Origin of the sequence: Streptomyces sp. NPDC002463, from assembly GCF_042889835.1 — a bacterium.
Lineage (GTDB): Bacteria > Actinomycetota > Actinomycetes > Streptomycetales > Streptomycetaceae > Streptomyces > Streptomyces nymphaeiformis.
The window spans coordinates 394,599-409,978 of sequence record NZ_JBIARL010000003.1; the positions used below are offsets into that span (position 1 = coordinate 394,599).

Sequence of the window (15,380 nt, forward strand, 5' to 3'; positions counted from 1 at the left end):
GCTGTCGATTCGGTGTGGGGAGGGACTCGCAGTGCCGGTGCACTGGGGGGTCCACGTGCCGAACCGTCGGGGTGCGTGTCGCGCACCCGCCGGGCGATCAGTCGTCCACCGGACGACCCGTCTGTGCGTGGCGTGAAGCCGGTCCGGTGTTCATGACCGGCGACGCTACTCGATCGCCCCTCGCCGGGACAAGGCGGGCCGCCCGGTCACGCCGTACGGGTCACTCCGCCCCGGTCACGAACTCCCGGTCCCCGTACCGCACCTGGGCCTGGTCCCAGTCGGCGCCGAGGGCCGTCGTGAAGCTCCGGGCCAGCGGGAGGTCGTCGACCGGAGCCACGAGGACGAGGCGTCCGTCGAGGGTGACGGAGCCGCCGCCGAGCTTGTCGCGGGCCTCCGGGTCCGCGACGAGCGCCTCGCGCAGGCTGCTCACGCGGACCCCGGGGACCTCGATCTCCACCGCGTCGGTCTCCGGCGACGTGCGCGGCAGGCAGCGGAAGGTGAGGACGGCCTCCTGGTCGTACTGCTTCGCGATGACGCCCGCGATGTGGTGGAGCCCGTCGCGGCCGACCCTCTCGACGTCGAACTCGCGGGACCGCTCGTACGTCGCCTGCTTCAGCTCCTCGGACCAGAAGACGCCGTCGAGCAGCTCCGAGGCGCCCGGCCGTGCGCCGTGGGCGCGGATGACCTGCCGCACCTCGTGGCCGAAGCGGACGAGGCGGGTGTCGAGCCGCGGGTCGTCGGGGTCCGTGATGATCGCGGTGTTGTCGGTCGCGAAGATCTCGGCCGCCGGACAGTCCTGCGTGTCGGGGCTCGCGTACGTGCTCGGCGCCCCCATGGCACCCAGCAGGAGGACGGCGACGGTCGAGGCGAGGAGTCGGGCGCGTCGCCCGGTATCGGCGTTCTTCATGGCGTGGTCAACGAGCCCCGGTGAAGATCGTTGCGTCCTCGGTGGATCAGCCGTTCGGAAGGATGACCGCCCGGCCGTTGACCCGTCCCGCGTGCAGCCGCTCGTACGCCTCCGGAGCCTCGTCCAGGCCGTACGTCTCGACGTGGACGTCGACGGCACCGGTCCGGGCCAGGTCGAGCACCTCGATCAGCTCGGCGCGGGTCCCCCAGTACGGTGAGGTGACGGAGACCTCGTACGGCACGGCGCCGAAGCCGACGGGCAGGGCGCCGCCGCCGAGCCCGACGATGGTGACGTCGCCCTCCACCGCGGCCATCGCGCCGGCGGCCGTGACCGTCGGCTGCGCACCCACGAAGTCGAGGACCACCTCCGCGCCGCGGCCGCCGGTGGCCTCGCGGACCGTGGCGGCGGCGGCCGCGTCGGACAGGACCGCGTCGTGCGCGCCGACGGTCCGGGCGAGCGCGAGCTTCTCCTCGGTGACGTCCAGGGCGACCACGCGGGCCGCGGTCATGGCGCGCAGCAGCTGGATGGCGACGTGACCGAGGCCGCCGGTGCCGATGACGACGGCGGTGCTGCCGGGGACGAGCTTCGGCAGCGAGCGCTTGATGGCGTGGTACGGGGTGAGACCCGCGTCCGTGAGCGGGACGGCCCGCACCGGGTCGAGGCCGCCGAGCGGCACCAGGTGGCGCGCGCTGTCGACGATCATGTACTCGGCGATGGCGCCGGGCGCGCCGAGCCCGGGCGGCCTGATCCCGAGCTCCGCGGCCCGGAGGCAGTAGTTCTCCTTGCCCTGGGCGCACATGAAGCAGGCGCCGCAGCCCCAGGGGCCGTACACGGCGACGGGGTCGCCGACGGCGAAGCCCTCGGCGCCGGGGCCGAGGGCGGCGACGGTGCCGACGCCCTCGTGACCGAGGGTCAGGGGCAGCGGGAACGGCAGCTGGTCGGCGGACCAGCTCATCACGGCGATGTCGGAGTGGCAGACGCCGGCGGCGGTGACCCGGAGCAGCACCTGCCCGGGGCCGGGTTCCGGGTCGGGGACGGTGACGACCTCGGGCGGGGCGCCCACGGTGCGGTACTGGAGTGCCTTCATGAAGGAGTCCTCTCGGGTGTCTCTGCGGCCCCCGCGGCCGGGGCCGGCGGCGTTGATACGTACCCCCCGAGGGGTGTGTTCGAGTGCCGCCGTCCTGGTGAGGCCTTCGACGCCGGGCGTCGAACACGTCCACCCTCAGGTGGCGTTTTGTCGCCAATCGCCCCCTCTTCGCATCCGCGCGCGGCAAGGTGGGCAGCTCTCCCGTGGGTCGACGGAAGGCCCGCGCGAAAGGAGTGGTGCCGTGCTCAACGAGTTCTTCGACCGATTCCGGCGGGGTGGCGACGGCTCCGGTCGGGGCGGTCCGGCGTCGACCCCCGCGAACCTCGTCCTCGAAGCGGACTTCTCCTCCACCGAGCAGTGGTCCGCCGGCCACTCGTGGGCCTATCCCGACGGCGGGCCGACGAACACCGGCGACAACAAGCTCGACTATCTGGTGGAGGACCCCTCGTACAGCCGGACGGGGACGTTCCGGGCCACCCGCAGACCCGACGGCCTCTGGGACGCCGGGCTGCTCACGACCGAGGGCAGCGCCGAGGGGTTCCTGGTTCGGGCGGGCGACGTCCTGGAGGCCCGGGTGCGGCTGCCCGAGGAGACGGGCGCCTGGCCGGCGATCTGGACCTGGCTCGACGGCGGCCAGGAGATCGACGTCTTCGAGTACCACCCCGACAACCCGGACCTCCTGGAGCTGTCGAACCGGGTGCGGGGGCGGTACCACTACTTCCGGGACCCCGCCGTCCGGCCCGGGGCATGGGTGGACCTGCGGGTCGAGTTCGGGGCGCGCTCCGTGGTGTGGTGGGTGAACGGCGCCCGCGCCTTCGACGACCGCCGGGGGGTGGGGCGTTCCTGGAAGGCCCACCTCATCGTGAACCTCTCGGTCTGCGCGGGCCGGTACCACCCGGCACCCGACCCGGACGCGTCGGAGATGTCGTACGAGGTGGCGGAGCTGCGCGTGTACCGGGACTGAACGGCCCTCGTACCCGCTCAGCCGTCCGCGAGCAGGGTGCGCAGGCCGGCGACGAGGCGTTCGTACTCCTCGGCCCGGTTGTAGATCTGCGCGCAGATCCGGATGCCGCCGCCGTCCGGCCAGGGCCAGATCAGCACCCGGCAGCCGAGCCGGGCGGCGATCTCCTCGCGCAGCGCGGTCGCCTCCTGCTGCGTACGGGCCAGGCTTCGCGGCAGGCGCAGGGAGCGCATGGCGAGGCCCTCGGTGTACGGGAGCGGGGTCAGGCCGGGAATGCCCGCCAGCAACTCGGCTCCGTGGCGCGCGAGTTCGCTGTTGTGGGCGCGGACGCGTGCGGCGCCGAGCCCGGCGATCAGGCCGAGGCCTTCGGGGGCGGCGAGCCAGCCGGTGTAGTCGGCGGTGGCGCGGTACTCGACCGCGCGCGGGAAGCCCCGCTCGTCCTCCCAGGAGCGCACGGGCGCGGCCACCCGCTCCCGGTACGCGGGAGCCACGGCCAGGACGGCGCTGCCCGGCGGGGCGTACGCCCATTTGTGCAGGTTTCCGAACCAGAAGTCGGGCTCTCCGGCGAGCGGTTCGGCGAGCATGCCGGGGGCGTGGGCTCCGTCGACGACGGTGGTGACGCCGCGCTCGCGGAGTTCGGCGAGCAGCCGGGGGCCGGCGACGGTCCGGGCGGTGGGCGAGCTGATGTGGTCGAGGACCGCCACCTTGGTCCTGGGGGTGAGCCCGGCGATCACCGCCTCGCGCACCGCGTCCTCGTCCGGCAGGGTGGGGTCGAGGGCGACGGTGACCGTCCGGGCGCGGCGGGCCGCCGCCGCGACGACCGTGCCGTAGCCGTGGTCGGTGACCAGGACCTCGTCGTCGGCGTCCAGGCCCAGCGCGTCCAGGGCGAGTTGGGCCGCCTCGGTGGCGTTGGTGACGAAGGCGATCCCCTCGGGGTCGGCACCCAGGTGGGCGGCGACGCGCCCGCGGGCCTCGGCGACGCGGTCGGGGACGCTCAGGAAGAAGGCGTCGGGGTCGGCCGCCACCTCGGCCGCGAGCTCCTGGTGGAGCCGGGCGACCGGGGTGGGGACGGCTCCGAAGGAGCCGTGGTTGAGGTGGGCCACGTCCGGGCTGAGCCGGAACAGCTCGGGGCCGCCGGGGAAGCCGGCCGGCGTGCTCATCGGACCTCGCCTGCGGCGGTGCGGGCGGGGACGGCGCGGGTGCGGATGTCGGAATAGGTCACCTGATCGATGATCCAGGTCCGTGGCCGGTCGCGCACCCCTTTCGCGTGTCGGCCGTCCGCCGTCGACGCGCGCGGCACAGGGGGGAAGGGTGCGTCGGGACGACGGGTGTTGCGTAGGCTCGAACGGAGCGTTCCGCGTGGTCGCGTACGGCGCCGTTCCTACGACGAGGAGGACCTTGTGAGCACCGCCGGAGAAGGACGGCAGCAGCTGGACGAGGCGAGTGTCCTCAACGCGAAGAGGACGCTGCTCCAGCTCCTCGCCCGGGCGGGCGTCTGGTCCGGCGACGCGGAGGAGCTGATCGGGTTCGTCGAGGCGGGCGCGCTGGCCCTCGCGTACGAGGAGGTGGGCGCGGCCGGGCGGAGCGCGCCCGACGGGAGGGGCGAGCCGTACGCGGCCGCCTGGCTGGACGGGGCACGGGCGGTCACGGAGGCGCTGGGCGCGGTCTCCGAGCGGGCGCTGAGGCATGCCGTGGCCGCGGATCCGTCGGCCGCGTCCCCGGACGACCGCCCGCCCGTCGGGCGGACCGAGCTGGAGCGGACGAAGGTGGCGGTCACTCCGCTCTACCTGTCCTTCGCCGATGTCTCCGACCTCGATCCGGAGGTCACCGAGCAGGTGCTGCGGGCTCTGCTCGGCACGATGAGTTCGCGTCAGCGGGCGGGGTACGCGGGCCGGCTGACGGAGTTCACCTCGGACCACCGCGCGCGCCTGGAGCGGCTGTACGCCGAGTACGGGCCGGGCAGCGCGATCGCGATCCACGGCCGGTACTCCCTGATCCACTCCCCCACCAGCGTCGCCGTCCTCGAACGGCTCGCCACGGCACCGGCGGACCTGCACGTGGAGTGGGACGCCGCGGAGCTGCCGCCGGCGTGGCTGGACGGCCTGACGACGGCGTGGGAGGCGTCGGGCTGACGCCTCCTCATCGGGGCGGTCGGGCCCTGGCACTCCAGGCCAGGCGAGGATAGGTTAGGCTCACCTAACAAGCGCCTCGCGATGGCCGCTGCCCCGGCATTCCCCTGCCCGGAGGGCATCGGTGCGGGGCGTCAGCACACCTCTGCCCGGAGACAAGGATCCGCCATGCCTTCTGTGTTCACCCCCTTCCGCCGCCGCGTTCTCGTGGCGGGTGCCGCCGCGGTCTCGCTCGGCCTCATGGTGACCGGGTGCGGCTCGGACGACAAAAAGGACGACGCGAAGGACTCCGCGGCCAAGGCTCCGGCGGGGGCGTTCCCCGTCACCATCAAGAGCGCGCTCGGCGAGGCCGTCATCAAGGAGAAGCCCAAGCGCGTCGTCACCCTGGGCCAGGGGTCGGCCGAGACGGCCATCGCCCTGGGCAACGTCCCCGTCGGCATCGAGAGCTACCCCTGGGGCAGTGACAAGACCGGCTACCTGCCCTGGATCCACGACGCGGTGAAGAAGGCCGGCGCCACGCTGCCCAAGCAGTTCGACGGCGGCGAGGAGCTCGACATCGAGGCCATCACCGAGCTCGAGCCCGACGTCATCCTCGCCCCCTGGTCGGGCATCACGCAGAAGCAGTACGACCTCCTCAAGGACATCGCGCCCACCGTCGCCTACCCCGACAAGGCGTGGAGCACCGACTGGGACCAGCAGATCGACATCGTCGCCAAGGCGCTCGGTCAGCCGGAGAAGGCCGAGGAACTCACCGCCAAGATCGACAAGCAGCTCGCCGACGCCGCCGCCTCGCGCCCGAACTACAAGAACGTCACGTTCTCGTACATCTACAACACCGGCCCCGGCACCCTCGGCGTCTTCAAGCCCGAGGAGCAGCGCGTCGCGATGGTCTCCAAGCTGGGCCTCAAGGTCGACCCGGTCGTGAACACCTTCAAGGAGACCGAGGGCACCGACTCCGCCCTCATCGGCCTGGAGAACGCCAACAAGCTCTCCAAGAGCGACATCGCCTTCACCTTCTACACGGACGACAAGTCCCGCAAGGAGATCGAGGCGCAGCCGCTGTACGCGGCCATCCCCGCGGTCAAGAAGGGCGCGCTCGTCCACAGCAACGACCAGCCCTTCGTCACCGCCTCGTCGATGATCAACCCGCTGACCGTGCCGTACAGCATCGAGCGGTACCTGCCGATGATCGACAAGGCCGTCGCCAAGGCCGGGAAGTAGCGGCGGGTTCCCGGCGTGACCACTCTCTCCCGGACCGGGCAGGGCCCCGCCGTCGTACGGCGGGGCCCTGCCCGGCACTTCGCAGCCGGCGCGCTGTGTCTGATCCTGCTCGCGCTCGCGGTCCTCGCCAGCGTGATGTTCGGCAGCAAGCCGACGTCCGCGGCCGACGTCCTCCGGGTCGTCACCGGTGACGGCGACGGCTATGTCCGCACGGTCGTCGAGAGCCGCTATCCGCGCACCGCGCTCGGGCTGCTCGCGGGCCTCTGCCTGGGCGCCGCCGGCACGCTGATGCAGGGCATCACCCGTAATCCGCTCGCCGAGCCGGGACTTCTCGGCATCAACGCGGGCGCGTCCGCCGCCATCGTCGCCGCGACGGCGTTCCTCGGCGCCTCCGGGCAGCGCGAGACCATCTGGTGGGCCCTCGCCGGCGCCCTGGCGACCGGTGTGGTCGTCCACCTCATCGGCACGGCCGGCGGCGGCAGCGGACCGGTCCGCCTGGTGCTCGCCGGTGCGGTGCTCTCCGCCGTCCTCGCCGCGTTCATCCAGGCCGTCGCGCTGTCCCGGCCGCAGGTCTTCGACACGTACCGCTACTGGGTCGTGGGCTCGCTCGGCGGGCGCGGGTTCGACGCCTTCTGGGCGGTCCTGCCGTTCGCCGCCGCCGGCTTCGCCCTCGCCGTCCTCCTCGCGCCGGGGCTCAACGCCATGGCGATGGGCGACGACAAGGCCGCGTCGCTCGGCATCAGCCCCGCCCGCGTCAAGGGCGCCGGTCTCCTCGCGGCGACCCTGCTCAGCGCCGCCGCGACGGCCGCCGTCGGCCCGATCGCCTTCGTCGGACTCGCCGTCCCGCACCTCGTCCGGGTGCTCGTGGGCGCCGACTTCCGGCTGCAGATCCTCTTCACCTCGCTCGCGGGGCCCACCCTGCTGCTGTTCGCCGACGTCATCGGGCGCGTGCTGCTCCGCCCGCAGGAGCTCATGGTCGGCGTCGTCACCGCGTTCGTGGGCGCCCCCGCGCTGCTCTTCGCCGTCCGTCGTATGAGAGGAGCGGCATGAAGACCGCCGAGCGGATCGACACCCCGGCCGTGACGGCGTCACGGCCCGGGCGCCCCACGGGCCGGAGCCTCGTGCGGATCGGCCCGTGGGTGGCCGTCCCGGTGCGGCGCCGTACCGCGATCGCCGCCGCGGTGACGCTGCTGCTGCTCCTCGGGGCGGCCGTGGCGACCCTCTCCCTGGGGCGGCTCGGCATCGACCCGGCCGACCTTCCGTCGGCGCTCATGGGCGAGGCCACCGGCAAGAACGCCTTCGTGCTGAACCGGCTGCGCGGCCCGCGCCTCGTCGTCGCCATCGCCACCGGCGCGGCCTTCGGCCTGTCCGGTGCCCTCTTCCAGTCGGTCACCCGCAACCCCCTGGGCAGCCCCGACGTCATCGGACTGGGCGCGGGTTCCGGGGCGGGCGCGGCGGCCGCCGCGCTGTTCTTCCCGGACGTCGTGCCGGTGCCCGTCGGCGCGCTGCTCGGTGCCGTGATCGCCATGGCGGTCGTCTACTTCTCCACGGGGTCGGGATTCCGCAACCCCGGGCGGCTCGTCGTGGCCGGCATCGGTGTGGCGGCGATGTCCACCGCCCTCACCCAGTACGTGGTCTACGCCGTCGAGCGGGACAAGGCGAGCGCGCTGACCGCGTACATCAACGGAAGCCTCGCCGCCCGATCGTGGGAGGACGCGACGACGATCTGGCTGGTGCTGCTCGTGTGCCTGCCGCTCGCGGCGCTCCTCGCCCGGCCCCTGAGCATCGTCGAGATGGGCGACGACCTGTCGACCGGCCTGGGCGCCCGCCCGGCCCGTACGGCGACCGCCGCGGTCTCGCTGTCGATCGTCCTGTCCGCCGGCGCCGTGAGCGTCGCCGGACCGATCGCCTTCGTCTCCCTGACGGCGCCGCAGATCGCCAAGCGGGTCACCCGCGGCGGCGGCCCGCACCTGGTCATGTCGACGCTGCTCGGCGCCCTGCTCCTGGTCCTCGCCGACCTCACCGCCCAGCAGTTGCCGCTCTTCGACAACCTGCCGGTCGGCCTGTACACCATGGCCGTCGGAGGGGCGTACCTCGGCTACCTCCTGCTGCGGGAGTGGAAGCGCCCGGCCTGAGCGGTTCCCCCTACTGCTGTTCGAGCGACTCCCCCGCGCGCAGGTTCCAGCGGCCGGCGCGGCCGGTGAAGTGGACGGCGGTCAGGGGGCGGACGTCCAGACGCCAGGCCGTCACGTCCGGTGCGGCGAGGGCGTGGACCATCGCGGCCCGGATCACGTCCGGTTCGGCGACGGCGGTGACGCGGCCGGAGCCGGTCGTGAGGCCGTCGAGCCAGGCGCCGACCCGGACGCGCAGGTCCCGCAGGGACTCCCCGCCGTGCGGGGCCGCCGCCGGGTCGGACAGCCAGGCGGCGACCCCGGCCTCCTCGGCGGCGGCCACGGCCGCCAGCGTCTGCCCGCGCCAGCGGCCCATGGCACAGCCGGCGAGTTCGTCCAGGGGCTCCGCACGCAGACCGAGGGCCCGGGCCGTGCCCCGGCAGCGCGGGGACGGCGAGGTGTACGCGCGCGGGGACGGGTCGACGGCGGACGCGACGGCCTCGGCGCGGGCGATGCCCGCCGGGTCGAGCGGCCCGTCGTCGTCGAACCGGACCTCGCGGAGCGCTTCGCTCGTCGCGGGCGAGATCAGCGTCAACCTGAGGGTCATCGGGTTCCTTTGCGACGGGCGGAATGCGGGAGCGTGCTGTGGCGGGTGCGGTGCGCGGGACTCTACCCGGGGGCGCGCGAAGGTGATCCAGGCCTCACGCCCTTGGCGGCGGCCCCCGCGCGCGGTACCGTCAGGCGACATTTGAACAGCGTGACGACGGCGAGACGGAAGTCCGGTGAGAATCCGGCACGGTCGCGCCACTGTATGCCGCGGCGTCCCCCTGGGACGTCACGGGGAGTCAGACCCGTGGACCGTCGTCCTGCACCACCGTCTGGGACGCGAGTTCCCACAGGAGGTTCCATCATGGCCGAGGCAGTCGTCTCCGCTGCTGTTTCCACCCCGTCCGTCGCCGTACCGGCTCCGCTGCCGGTTCGCGCGGTGCTGCCCTGGGCGTTCTTCGTCGGGCTCCTCGCGCTGATCGCGCTCTACTTCGTCGGCGCCGAGCAGGGCGCCCTCTCCGTGTTTGCGGGCTCCGACGTGCACGAGTGGGTGCACGACGGGCGCCACCTGCTCGGCTTCCCCTGCCACTGAGGGGCTCTCCGCACATGCACGCCTCAACTGTCCGATCCCTGCTGGTCCGCGGCATGCTGGCCGGCCTGATCGCCGGGCTGTTCGCCTTCGCCGTGGCCTACGCGGTGGGTGAGCCGTCCGTCAACGGAGCGATCGCCGTGGAGGAGGCCAAGGCCGCCGGGGAAGCCCCGGCCGGCCACGGGTCGCACGCGGGCCACGGCGGCGGAACCGTCGCCGTGGAGTCCACCGAGGAGGAGGAGGAGGAGGGGTTCAGCCGCTCCACCCAGTCGACCTTCGGCCTCGCCACCGGCGTCCTCGTCTACGGGGTGGCGCTCGGCGGCATCGCCTCGCTGGCGTTCTCGTTCGCGCTGGGCCGCATCGGCCGCTTCAGCCCCCGGGCGACGGCGGCGCTCACCGCCGCCGCCGCGTTCACCACCGTCTACCTGGTGCCGTTCCTCAAGTACCCGGCGACGCCGCCGGCCGTCGGCAACCCGGACACCATCGGGAAGCGCACCACCCTGTTCTTCCTGATGATCCTGCTCAGCGTGCTGCTCGGGGTCGCCGCCCTGATCGCCGGGCGCCGGCTCGCGCCGCGCCTGGGGAACTGGAACGCGACCCTGGCGGCCGGGGCCGGCTTCGTCGCCGTGACGGCGGTCGCCTTCGCCGTCCTGCCCGGCAACGAGGACTCGGTCGCGGCGGGCTTCCCCGCCGGGCTGCTCTGGGACTTCCGGCTCGCCTCCCTGGCCGTCCAGGCCGTGCTGTGGGCGGTGTTCGGGATCGCCTTCGGCGTCTTCGCGCAGAAGGTGCTCGCACCCCGGGCGGACGCCGTCGGCCCGGAGGTCCAGGTCGGGGCCGCCGCCGGCTGACCGGCGTTCCTTCCGACGACGCTGCCCCGTCCACCACCCCGGTGGGCGGGGCAGCGTCGTCGGCGTGACGGCGTCGGAGAGGCACCGGCCGGCCGGCGCCTCCGCTTCCTCTCGGAGCGCGCCACGGGCGTGGGCCGGCCGGTGAGGCGTCCGTCCGTCACATGCCGCGTGCCCAGGCCTCCTCGAACATCTCGTGGAGGGGTGCCGTCGGCAGCACCCGCAGGAACGGGGAGCGGATCCGGTTGTCCCACATCGGCCGCACCTGGTGGCTCGTCAGTTTCACGGTCTCCAGGGGAAGGTGCGGGGCCTTGAGCTCGGTCCAGTCGCCGGGCAGGAACAGGGTCCGGCCGGCCCGTGCGCGCTTGGCCTCCAGGACCGCGCCGGTGGGGAGAAGTTCCGCCCGGACCTCGGCGTGCCGCTTGGTCGACCAGCCGTTCCACCGCCGTACGTTCCGGTCGGTGGGTGCGGCGAGGGTCGCCAGCTGGAGGTACAGGGCGGCCGCGTCCTCGCCCACGCCGAGCTTCGCCGCCGCCCGGGCGACGAGCTCCGGGCAGGACTGACGGGGGTCGGCTTCGTATGCGCCGGACGCTACGGCTCCGGACCCGGCGCGGCGCATCATGCGGTCGAGTCCGCCGCCGGCGAGGAGCGGTTCCACACGGTCCAGTTCCTCCGCGAGGTCCGTGATCTCGCGGAGCTTCCGCCAGGTCTCCGGGTCGGTGACGGCCGCGGGGCGGAGGAAGGAGGCTCCGCCGGGGGCGCACACCACGAGGGACCCGGAGTCGTAGGCGCTGACGCGATCGGGCCGCTCCTCGGGGTGCCCGGCCACGGGGAGTCGCTCGGGCCCGAACCGCTCGGCGATCCTCGCCGACGTGTCCTTGACGCGGCCGCCGGGGAGGCCCAGGAGCAGTTCCGGGCGGTCGAGTTCGGCACGGAGCCGCTCGTACAGGTCCGCTGCGCCGGCCAGGGCGGGGTCGCCGACGGGCCGGTCCGTCCAGGCCCAGACGAGGGCGCTCGCGATCTCCGTGAGCGGGAGCCCCACGGGGGTCCGGTAGGGCAGCTCGGGTCCGGCCGGCGGCACGGCCCTGACCTCCACGCCCAGGCCGTGCGGGTTCCCCTCCAGTTCCCAGCCGGCCGCGGGCACGGTCGCGTCCTCGGCGGCGCCGTAGCCGCCGGCGAGGCGCCGGGCCCACACGTCGGCGAGGCCGAGGTCGGCTTCCAGGGCGTCGGCCGTCTCGTCGTGCACGGCGGGCTGGACCCCGAGGAGCTCCCGCCACGCCCCGGCCATCCGTTCCACGGCGGCGACGAGTCCGCCCGGCTGCCACAGCTCGGCCGGGTCGTCGGGCAGGGCGGCGGCCAGGACGGCCCTCCGGCCCGCGCCACCGAGCCGGGTGCGCAGCCGTTCGTACGTCTCTGCCGTCAGCGCGCTCGCCTTGTAGGGGGCCTTGCGTACGAGGGCACGGTCCTCGTCCCGGCCGTCCCGGCCGACGAATCCGGCGACGACGAGCCGGGCCACGGCCTTTCGTACGCCGGTCAGTTCGGCGAAGCGCGCGGCCGCGGACTCCGGCAGGGCGAGCGGGCCGTGGGTGTCGACGGCCGCCACGAGGGCGCGCAGCCGCTCGGCGTCGTCGCGCTCCACGCGCACGTACCGCACCTCGGTGGCCACGTCCGGGACCGGGTCGGTGTGCGCGTTCCCGGCGACCGGCGCGACGAACCAGCGCTCCGCGTCGCGGTCCCGCACGGCCGCGGACGCGACGGCCGTGCCGCCCGTGCGCAGGAGGTCCACGAGCGCGGGGACGGACGTCCGCCCCGCCCACCAGCGGCTGCCCGCGCGGGCGAACGGCTGGTCCGCCCAGGTGTCCAGGAGCGCGAGGAGAGCGGTCCGTTCGGTGTCGGGGGTCGGCGCCACCACCGCCCGCCAGGCGACGGCGTCGATCGAGCCGAGGAGCTGCGACCAGTCGTGCGGCGGGGCGGGCGGCGAGAGCCGGCGCACCTCTTCGACGATCGTCCCGGCCAGGAAGGCGCCGTCGGCGGCGAGCGCGGTCAGCGTCGCCGGCAGGGCCACGTCGGGGGTTCGCCGCCAGGCGTCGGGCTCGCCGGTCTCGACGAGCCCGCGCAGGGCGGGGACGAGCTCGGTGTCCGGGGCGGACCGGCGGAGCCGCACGGGCGGCGCCTCGGCGAGGAGGGTGACCCGCCGGTGAAGGGCGCGCCGGTGCTCCTCGACCCTGGCGGCCCGCTCGGCCACCGCGACGACGGCCTCGGCGAGGACGGGGGCGGTGACGTCGGGCAGTTCCCGTGCCACGGCCTCGCGGAGCGCCGCTGTGCCGCCGGACGCAGCCTTGAGGAGTGCGTCCGCCGTCTCCCGGCTCACGGTCCGCAGCGCCCGCGACCCGGCGGCGTCCCGGGTCCGGAGCAGGTACCAGAAGGCCGGGGGCAGGGCCACGCCGCTGGAGGGGGTGACGCGCCGGGGCGGCTTCACGCGGGGGTGCCGGGGCGAGTGGTGTCCGTCCAGCTCCCACAGCAGGACGCCGTCCGCGGTGTACGCGCGGACGCCCGTGCGTGTCTCGGCGTCGGCGAGGACGACGTCCTCCACGGCTCCCTCCGGCGGCGCCCACAGGGCCCAGGGCTTCTGCCCCTGGCGGTCGATGGAGAACCGGGCCGTGCGCCCGTCGATGCTCTGCACCAGGTACTCGTCGGCCGCGGGGTCGCGGTGGGGGGTGCGGAACAGGATCCGGGTCCCGACGAGTCCGTCCCTGCTGCCGAGCGGGGAGTCGGCCAGTCCGGCGGGCAGCGGTGCGAGATGGAGGGCCTCCACGGCCAGGGCCATGCCCTCCTCGGAGGGTTCCGTCGCCGGGTCCGCGCTCGCGGGGCGGCCGGGGAAGTCGGGCACGTCGGCGCCGCCCCGCGACTCTCCGGTGACCGGGTCCACCAGCTCCCAGGGGCGACGCCGGTACACGCCGTTGGTCCAGATCCGGGTGCCGTCGCCGAGCTGCAGCTCGTTCCCGTCGATGCCCTCCGTGCCGCCGGGGCGCAGCGCGCGCAGACCGCCGTGCCGTCCTCCGCCGTCGGCGGTCTCGAACTGGAAGCCGTAGGCCCCGTCCAGCTTCCCGCCGAACGGCACGAGGCCGCCCGGCTCGTCCGGGGTGAACGGCTCGTCCGGCCGGTCCGCCCAGTGGGCGGTGTCGCAGAAGTAGGGGTCGGGCTTGACGGTCCAGCTGACGAGGAAGGATCCGCCGACGTAGTGGACGGCGTACATCGTCGCGTCCTCCGGCACGGTGAACCGACAGGAGCCCCGGACCCCGTCCGGGTCGACGGCGACCGCCCGGTCGGTCCCGAACACGGTGAGCACCGGCCAGGTGCAGGTGACCCCGGCGACGCCGGTCACGCCCGGGACGGATGCGGGGCCGTCGGAGTCGTCCTCGGCGTCCGCTTCGTCTTCTCCTTCCGCTTCCGCTGCGAACTCCTCGTACACCGACTCCAGGGCGGGCCAGACCAGTTCCTCCGGGAGGCCGGCCGCGAGCGAGCGGCGCAGGGCACCCGCCGCGCTCGTCGCGCCGAGCGCGTCGGCGATCCCTCCGAGCGCCGTCACGGTCGGGCGGTCGAGGAGGATCTCCAGCTCGGCCACGGACTCCTCGGCGCCGGCCATGCCGCCGCCCCCGACGATGTCGACGAGCCTGCCGACCCGTCCGGCGACCTCGTGGGCGATGCCTTCGTTGCCGGGGAGGAGCGTCACCGCCGATCCGGGCTGCCGGCCGCGCGCCCTGTGCCGGCTCGGCAGCAGGTCCGCGTGCACGGTGCCCTCCAGGCGGGGGCCGAACACGGGGTCGGCGGCGAGCGCGGCGAGGTCGCGACGGGACTTCTCGCCCCAGAAGCGCATCCGGATGTCCGGGCCCGGGTCGGCGACCGCGACCCCGGCGGCCAGGCAGGCGTCGAGGACGTCGGCGTCGAAGCCCTGGTAGTGGTGACGGGTGGTGTGCAGGGTGACCGGCGTGCCCTCGGCCCGCAGGCGCGGCCCCAACCGGCCGATGAGGTCGAGGAGTTCCGCGGGGAGCGGCTGGCGCCCGACTCCGCCGCCGGACTGCAGGGCGTACTGGTACATGCGGACGAACCCGCCCAGCCAGGCGTGCAGCCCGCCCTCCGGCACGACCCGGCCGGCCTCCATCGCGGCGGTCGCGCCGCAGCCGATGAGCAGCCGCAGCCACGCGCCGCCGTCGGTGGCCCCGTCGGGGAAGACCTCCACCAGGCCGGCGGCGATCGCGTCCGTCGGCGGACGGGCCGTCAGGATCGGCTCGGCCGCCGTCAGCAGGGCGTCCGGCACGGACTTCTTCCGGGTGGCGGACAGGATCGTGCCGACGAGCCGGGCGACCTCCGCGTCCCCGAGTCCGGCCGTCTTGGCGGAGGCCCGTACGCGGCGCACGAGGTCGGCCGGGAGGTCGGCGGGCGAGGCCGCCCACGCGGTGAGGAAGGCCTCCAGGGCGGTGTGCGCCGCGGCGGGCTCCAGCGTCTCGGCGAGGAACCGCTGATGGGCGCCGAACTCCTTGGCGGGCATGGCCCCGCCCTTGGCGAACAGCAGCCCGTTGGCCCGGCGGTAGGCGGGATCGACCGGCAGTCCGTGCTGGGCCTCGGCCGCTCGCGCCGCCGCGTAGGCCCGGCCGCCCGGCCTGCTTCCGTAACCGATCAGGCGGTGCCCCACCGTGTCCCAGAACCAGGGCAGGTGCTCCGGCGGCAGCTGCCGCGCACGCCGCGCCATCGCGTCGACGACGGCACCGGGCTTCGTCCAGGACCGGTTGATCTCGGCCCCCATGTCCTGGACCAGCGCACGCGCGGCCTCGACCGCGGCCGGGTCGTGGGCGGCGACCCAGTCGGCGTAGGTGGTCGACACGTGCGTACCGGTGGCGGGCAGCAGGGCATCCAGCGAGACGATCATGCCTTGGATCGTCGCACGCGCCACTGACAGCGCCCTGGGCGGCGGGTGTTGTGACGT

At 74.5% G+C, this 15,380-nt stretch carries 12 protein-coding genes; 7 read left to right on the forward strand and 5 right to left on the reverse strand.

All coding sequences use genetic code 11. The features are described 5' to 3' along the window. Positions 1-220: 220 nt before the first annotated feature. Together ACFYX3_RS09660 and ACFYX3_RS09665 are read right to left on the reverse strand one after the other, a co-directional pair. Positions 221-907 (reverse strand): hypothetical protein, encoded by a 687-nt coding sequence (locus ACFYX3_RS09660; RefSeq protein ID WP_389010315.1) that lies wholly within the window; start codon positions 905-907, stop codon positions 221-223. Positions 908-953: 46 nt separating this feature from the next. After that, complete coding sequence (locus tag ACFYX3_RS09665; RefSeq protein WP_389010318.1) at positions 954-1,994, reverse strand: NAD(P)-dependent alcohol dehydrogenase; 1,041 nt, start codon at positions 1,992-1,994, stop codon at positions 954-956. A gap of 241 nt (positions 1,995-2,235) precedes the next feature. Between ACFYX3_RS09665 and ACFYX3_RS09670 the strand changes: the two genes are divergently transcribed. Then, complete coding sequence (locus ACFYX3_RS09670) at positions 2,236-2,958, forward strand: beta-glucanase (RefSeq protein ID WP_385663018.1); 723 nt, start codon at positions 2,236-2,238, stop codon at positions 2,956-2,958. A 17-nt stretch (positions 2,959-2,975) separates the two neighbouring features. Here ACFYX3_RS09670 and ACFYX3_RS09675 read toward each other — a convergent pair whose 3' ends face one another. Then, positions 2,976-4,115 (reverse strand): aminotransferase class V-fold PLP-dependent enzyme, encoded by a 1,140-nt coding sequence (locus tag ACFYX3_RS09675; RefSeq protein WP_389010323.1) that lies wholly within the window; start codon positions 4,113-4,115, stop codon positions 2,976-2,978. A gap of 240 nt (positions 4,116-4,355) precedes the next feature. Between ACFYX3_RS09675 and ACFYX3_RS09680 the strand changes: the two genes are divergently transcribed. From ACFYX3_RS09680 to ACFYX3_RS09695, 4 genes are all read left to right on the forward strand, one after another. Continuing rightward, a complete protein-coding gene (locus ACFYX3_RS09680) occupies positions 4,356-5,087 on the forward strand; it encodes a hypothetical protein (RefSeq protein WP_389010326.1) in 732 nt (243 codons plus the stop codon). A 165-nt stretch (positions 5,088-5,252) separates the two neighbouring features. Further along, on the forward strand, positions 5,253-6,305 hold the full coding sequence (locus ACFYX3_RS09685) for an iron-siderophore ABC transporter substrate-binding protein (RefSeq protein ID WP_389010329.1): 1,053 nt from the start codon (positions 5,253-5,255) through the stop codon (positions 6,303-6,305). Positions 6,306-6,320: 15 nt separating this feature from the next. Continuing rightward, the gene (locus tag ACFYX3_RS09690) at positions 6,321-7,355 is read left to right on the forward strand and encodes a FecCD family ABC transporter permease (RefSeq protein WP_389010332.1); all 1,035 of its coding nucleotides are present in this window, start codon (positions 6,321-6,323) and stop codon (positions 7,353-7,355) included. Next, positions 7,352-8,440, forward strand: coding sequence for a FecCD family ABC transporter permease (locus ACFYX3_RS09695; protein ID WP_376592337.1), 1,089 nt, complete (start codon positions 7,352-7,354; stop codon positions 8,438-8,440). Before ACFYX3_RS09690 ends, ACFYX3_RS09695 begins: the two co-directional genes overlap by 4 nt. Positions 8,441-8,450: 10 nt before the next feature. On the opposite strand, the gene ACFYX3_RS09700 is transcribed toward ACFYX3_RS09695, so the two are convergent. After that, a complete protein-coding gene (locus ACFYX3_RS09700) occupies positions 8,451-9,023 on the reverse strand; it encodes a histidine phosphatase family protein (RefSeq protein WP_389010335.1) in 573 nt (190 codons plus the stop codon). Positions 9,024-9,326: 303 nt separating this feature from the next. On the opposite strand from ACFYX3_RS09700, the gene ACFYX3_RS09705 reads away from it, so the two are divergent. Together ACFYX3_RS09705 and ACFYX3_RS09710 are read left to right on the forward strand one after the other, a co-directional pair. Beyond that, a complete protein-coding gene (locus ACFYX3_RS09705; RefSeq protein ID WP_382652849.1) occupies positions 9,327-9,554 on the forward strand; it encodes a CbtB-domain containing protein in 228 nt (75 codons plus the stop codon). Positions 9,555-9,568: 14 nt separating this feature from the next. After that, on the forward strand, positions 9,569-10,399 hold the full coding sequence (locus ACFYX3_RS09710; RefSeq protein ID WP_389010338.1) for a CbtA family protein: 831 nt from the start codon (positions 9,569-9,571) through the stop codon (positions 10,397-10,399). 157 nt (positions 10,400-10,556) lie between these two features. Here the strand turns inward: ACFYX3_RS09710 and ACFYX3_RS09715 are convergent, their stop codons facing one another. Beyond that, complete coding sequence (locus ACFYX3_RS09715; protein WP_389010341.1) at positions 10,557-15,323, reverse strand: hypothetical protein; 4,767 nt, start codon at positions 15,321-15,323, stop codon at positions 10,557-10,559. Positions 15,324-15,380: the final 57 nt, after the last annotated feature.

What these genes read in the sequence shown, in the direction of transcription:
- ACFYX3_RS09675 (WP_389010323.1), bottom strand. Translation starts at nt 4,115, where the DNA reads ATGAGCACGCCGGCCGGCTTCCCCGGCGGCCCCGAGCTGTTCCGGCTC.
- ACFYX3_RS09715 (WP_389010341.1), bottom strand. Translation starts at nt 15,323, where the DNA reads ATGATCGTCTCGCTGGATGCCCTGCTGCCCGCCACCGGTACGCACGTG.
- ACFYX3_RS09660 (WP_389010315.1), bottom strand. Translation starts at nt 907, where the DNA reads ATGAAGAACGCCGATACCGGGCGACGCGCCCGACTCCTCGCCTCGACC.
- ACFYX3_RS09695 (WP_376592337.1), top strand. Translation starts at nt 7,352, where the DNA reads ATGAAGACCGCCGAGCGGATCGACACCCCGGCCGTGACGGCGTCACGG.
- ACFYX3_RS09665 (WP_389010318.1), bottom strand. Translation starts at nt 1,994, where the DNA reads ATGAAGGCACTCCAGTACCGCACCGTGGGCGCCCCGCCCGAGGTCGTC.
- ACFYX3_RS09710 (WP_389010338.1), top strand. Translation starts at nt 9,569, where the DNA reads ATGCACGCCTCAACTGTCCGATCCCTGCTGGTCCGCGGCATGCTGGCC.
- ACFYX3_RS09705 (WP_382652849.1), top strand. Translation starts at nt 9,327, where the DNA reads ATGGCCGAGGCAGTCGTCTCCGCTGCTGTTTCCACCCCGTCCGTCGCC.
- ACFYX3_RS09685 (WP_389010329.1), top strand. Translation starts at nt 5,253, where the DNA reads ATGCCTTCTGTGTTCACCCCCTTCCGCCGCCGCGTTCTCGTGGCGGGT.
- ACFYX3_RS09700 (WP_389010335.1), bottom strand. Translation starts at nt 9,023, where the DNA reads ATGACCCTCAGGTTGACGCTGATCTCGCCCGCGACGAGCGAAGCGCTC.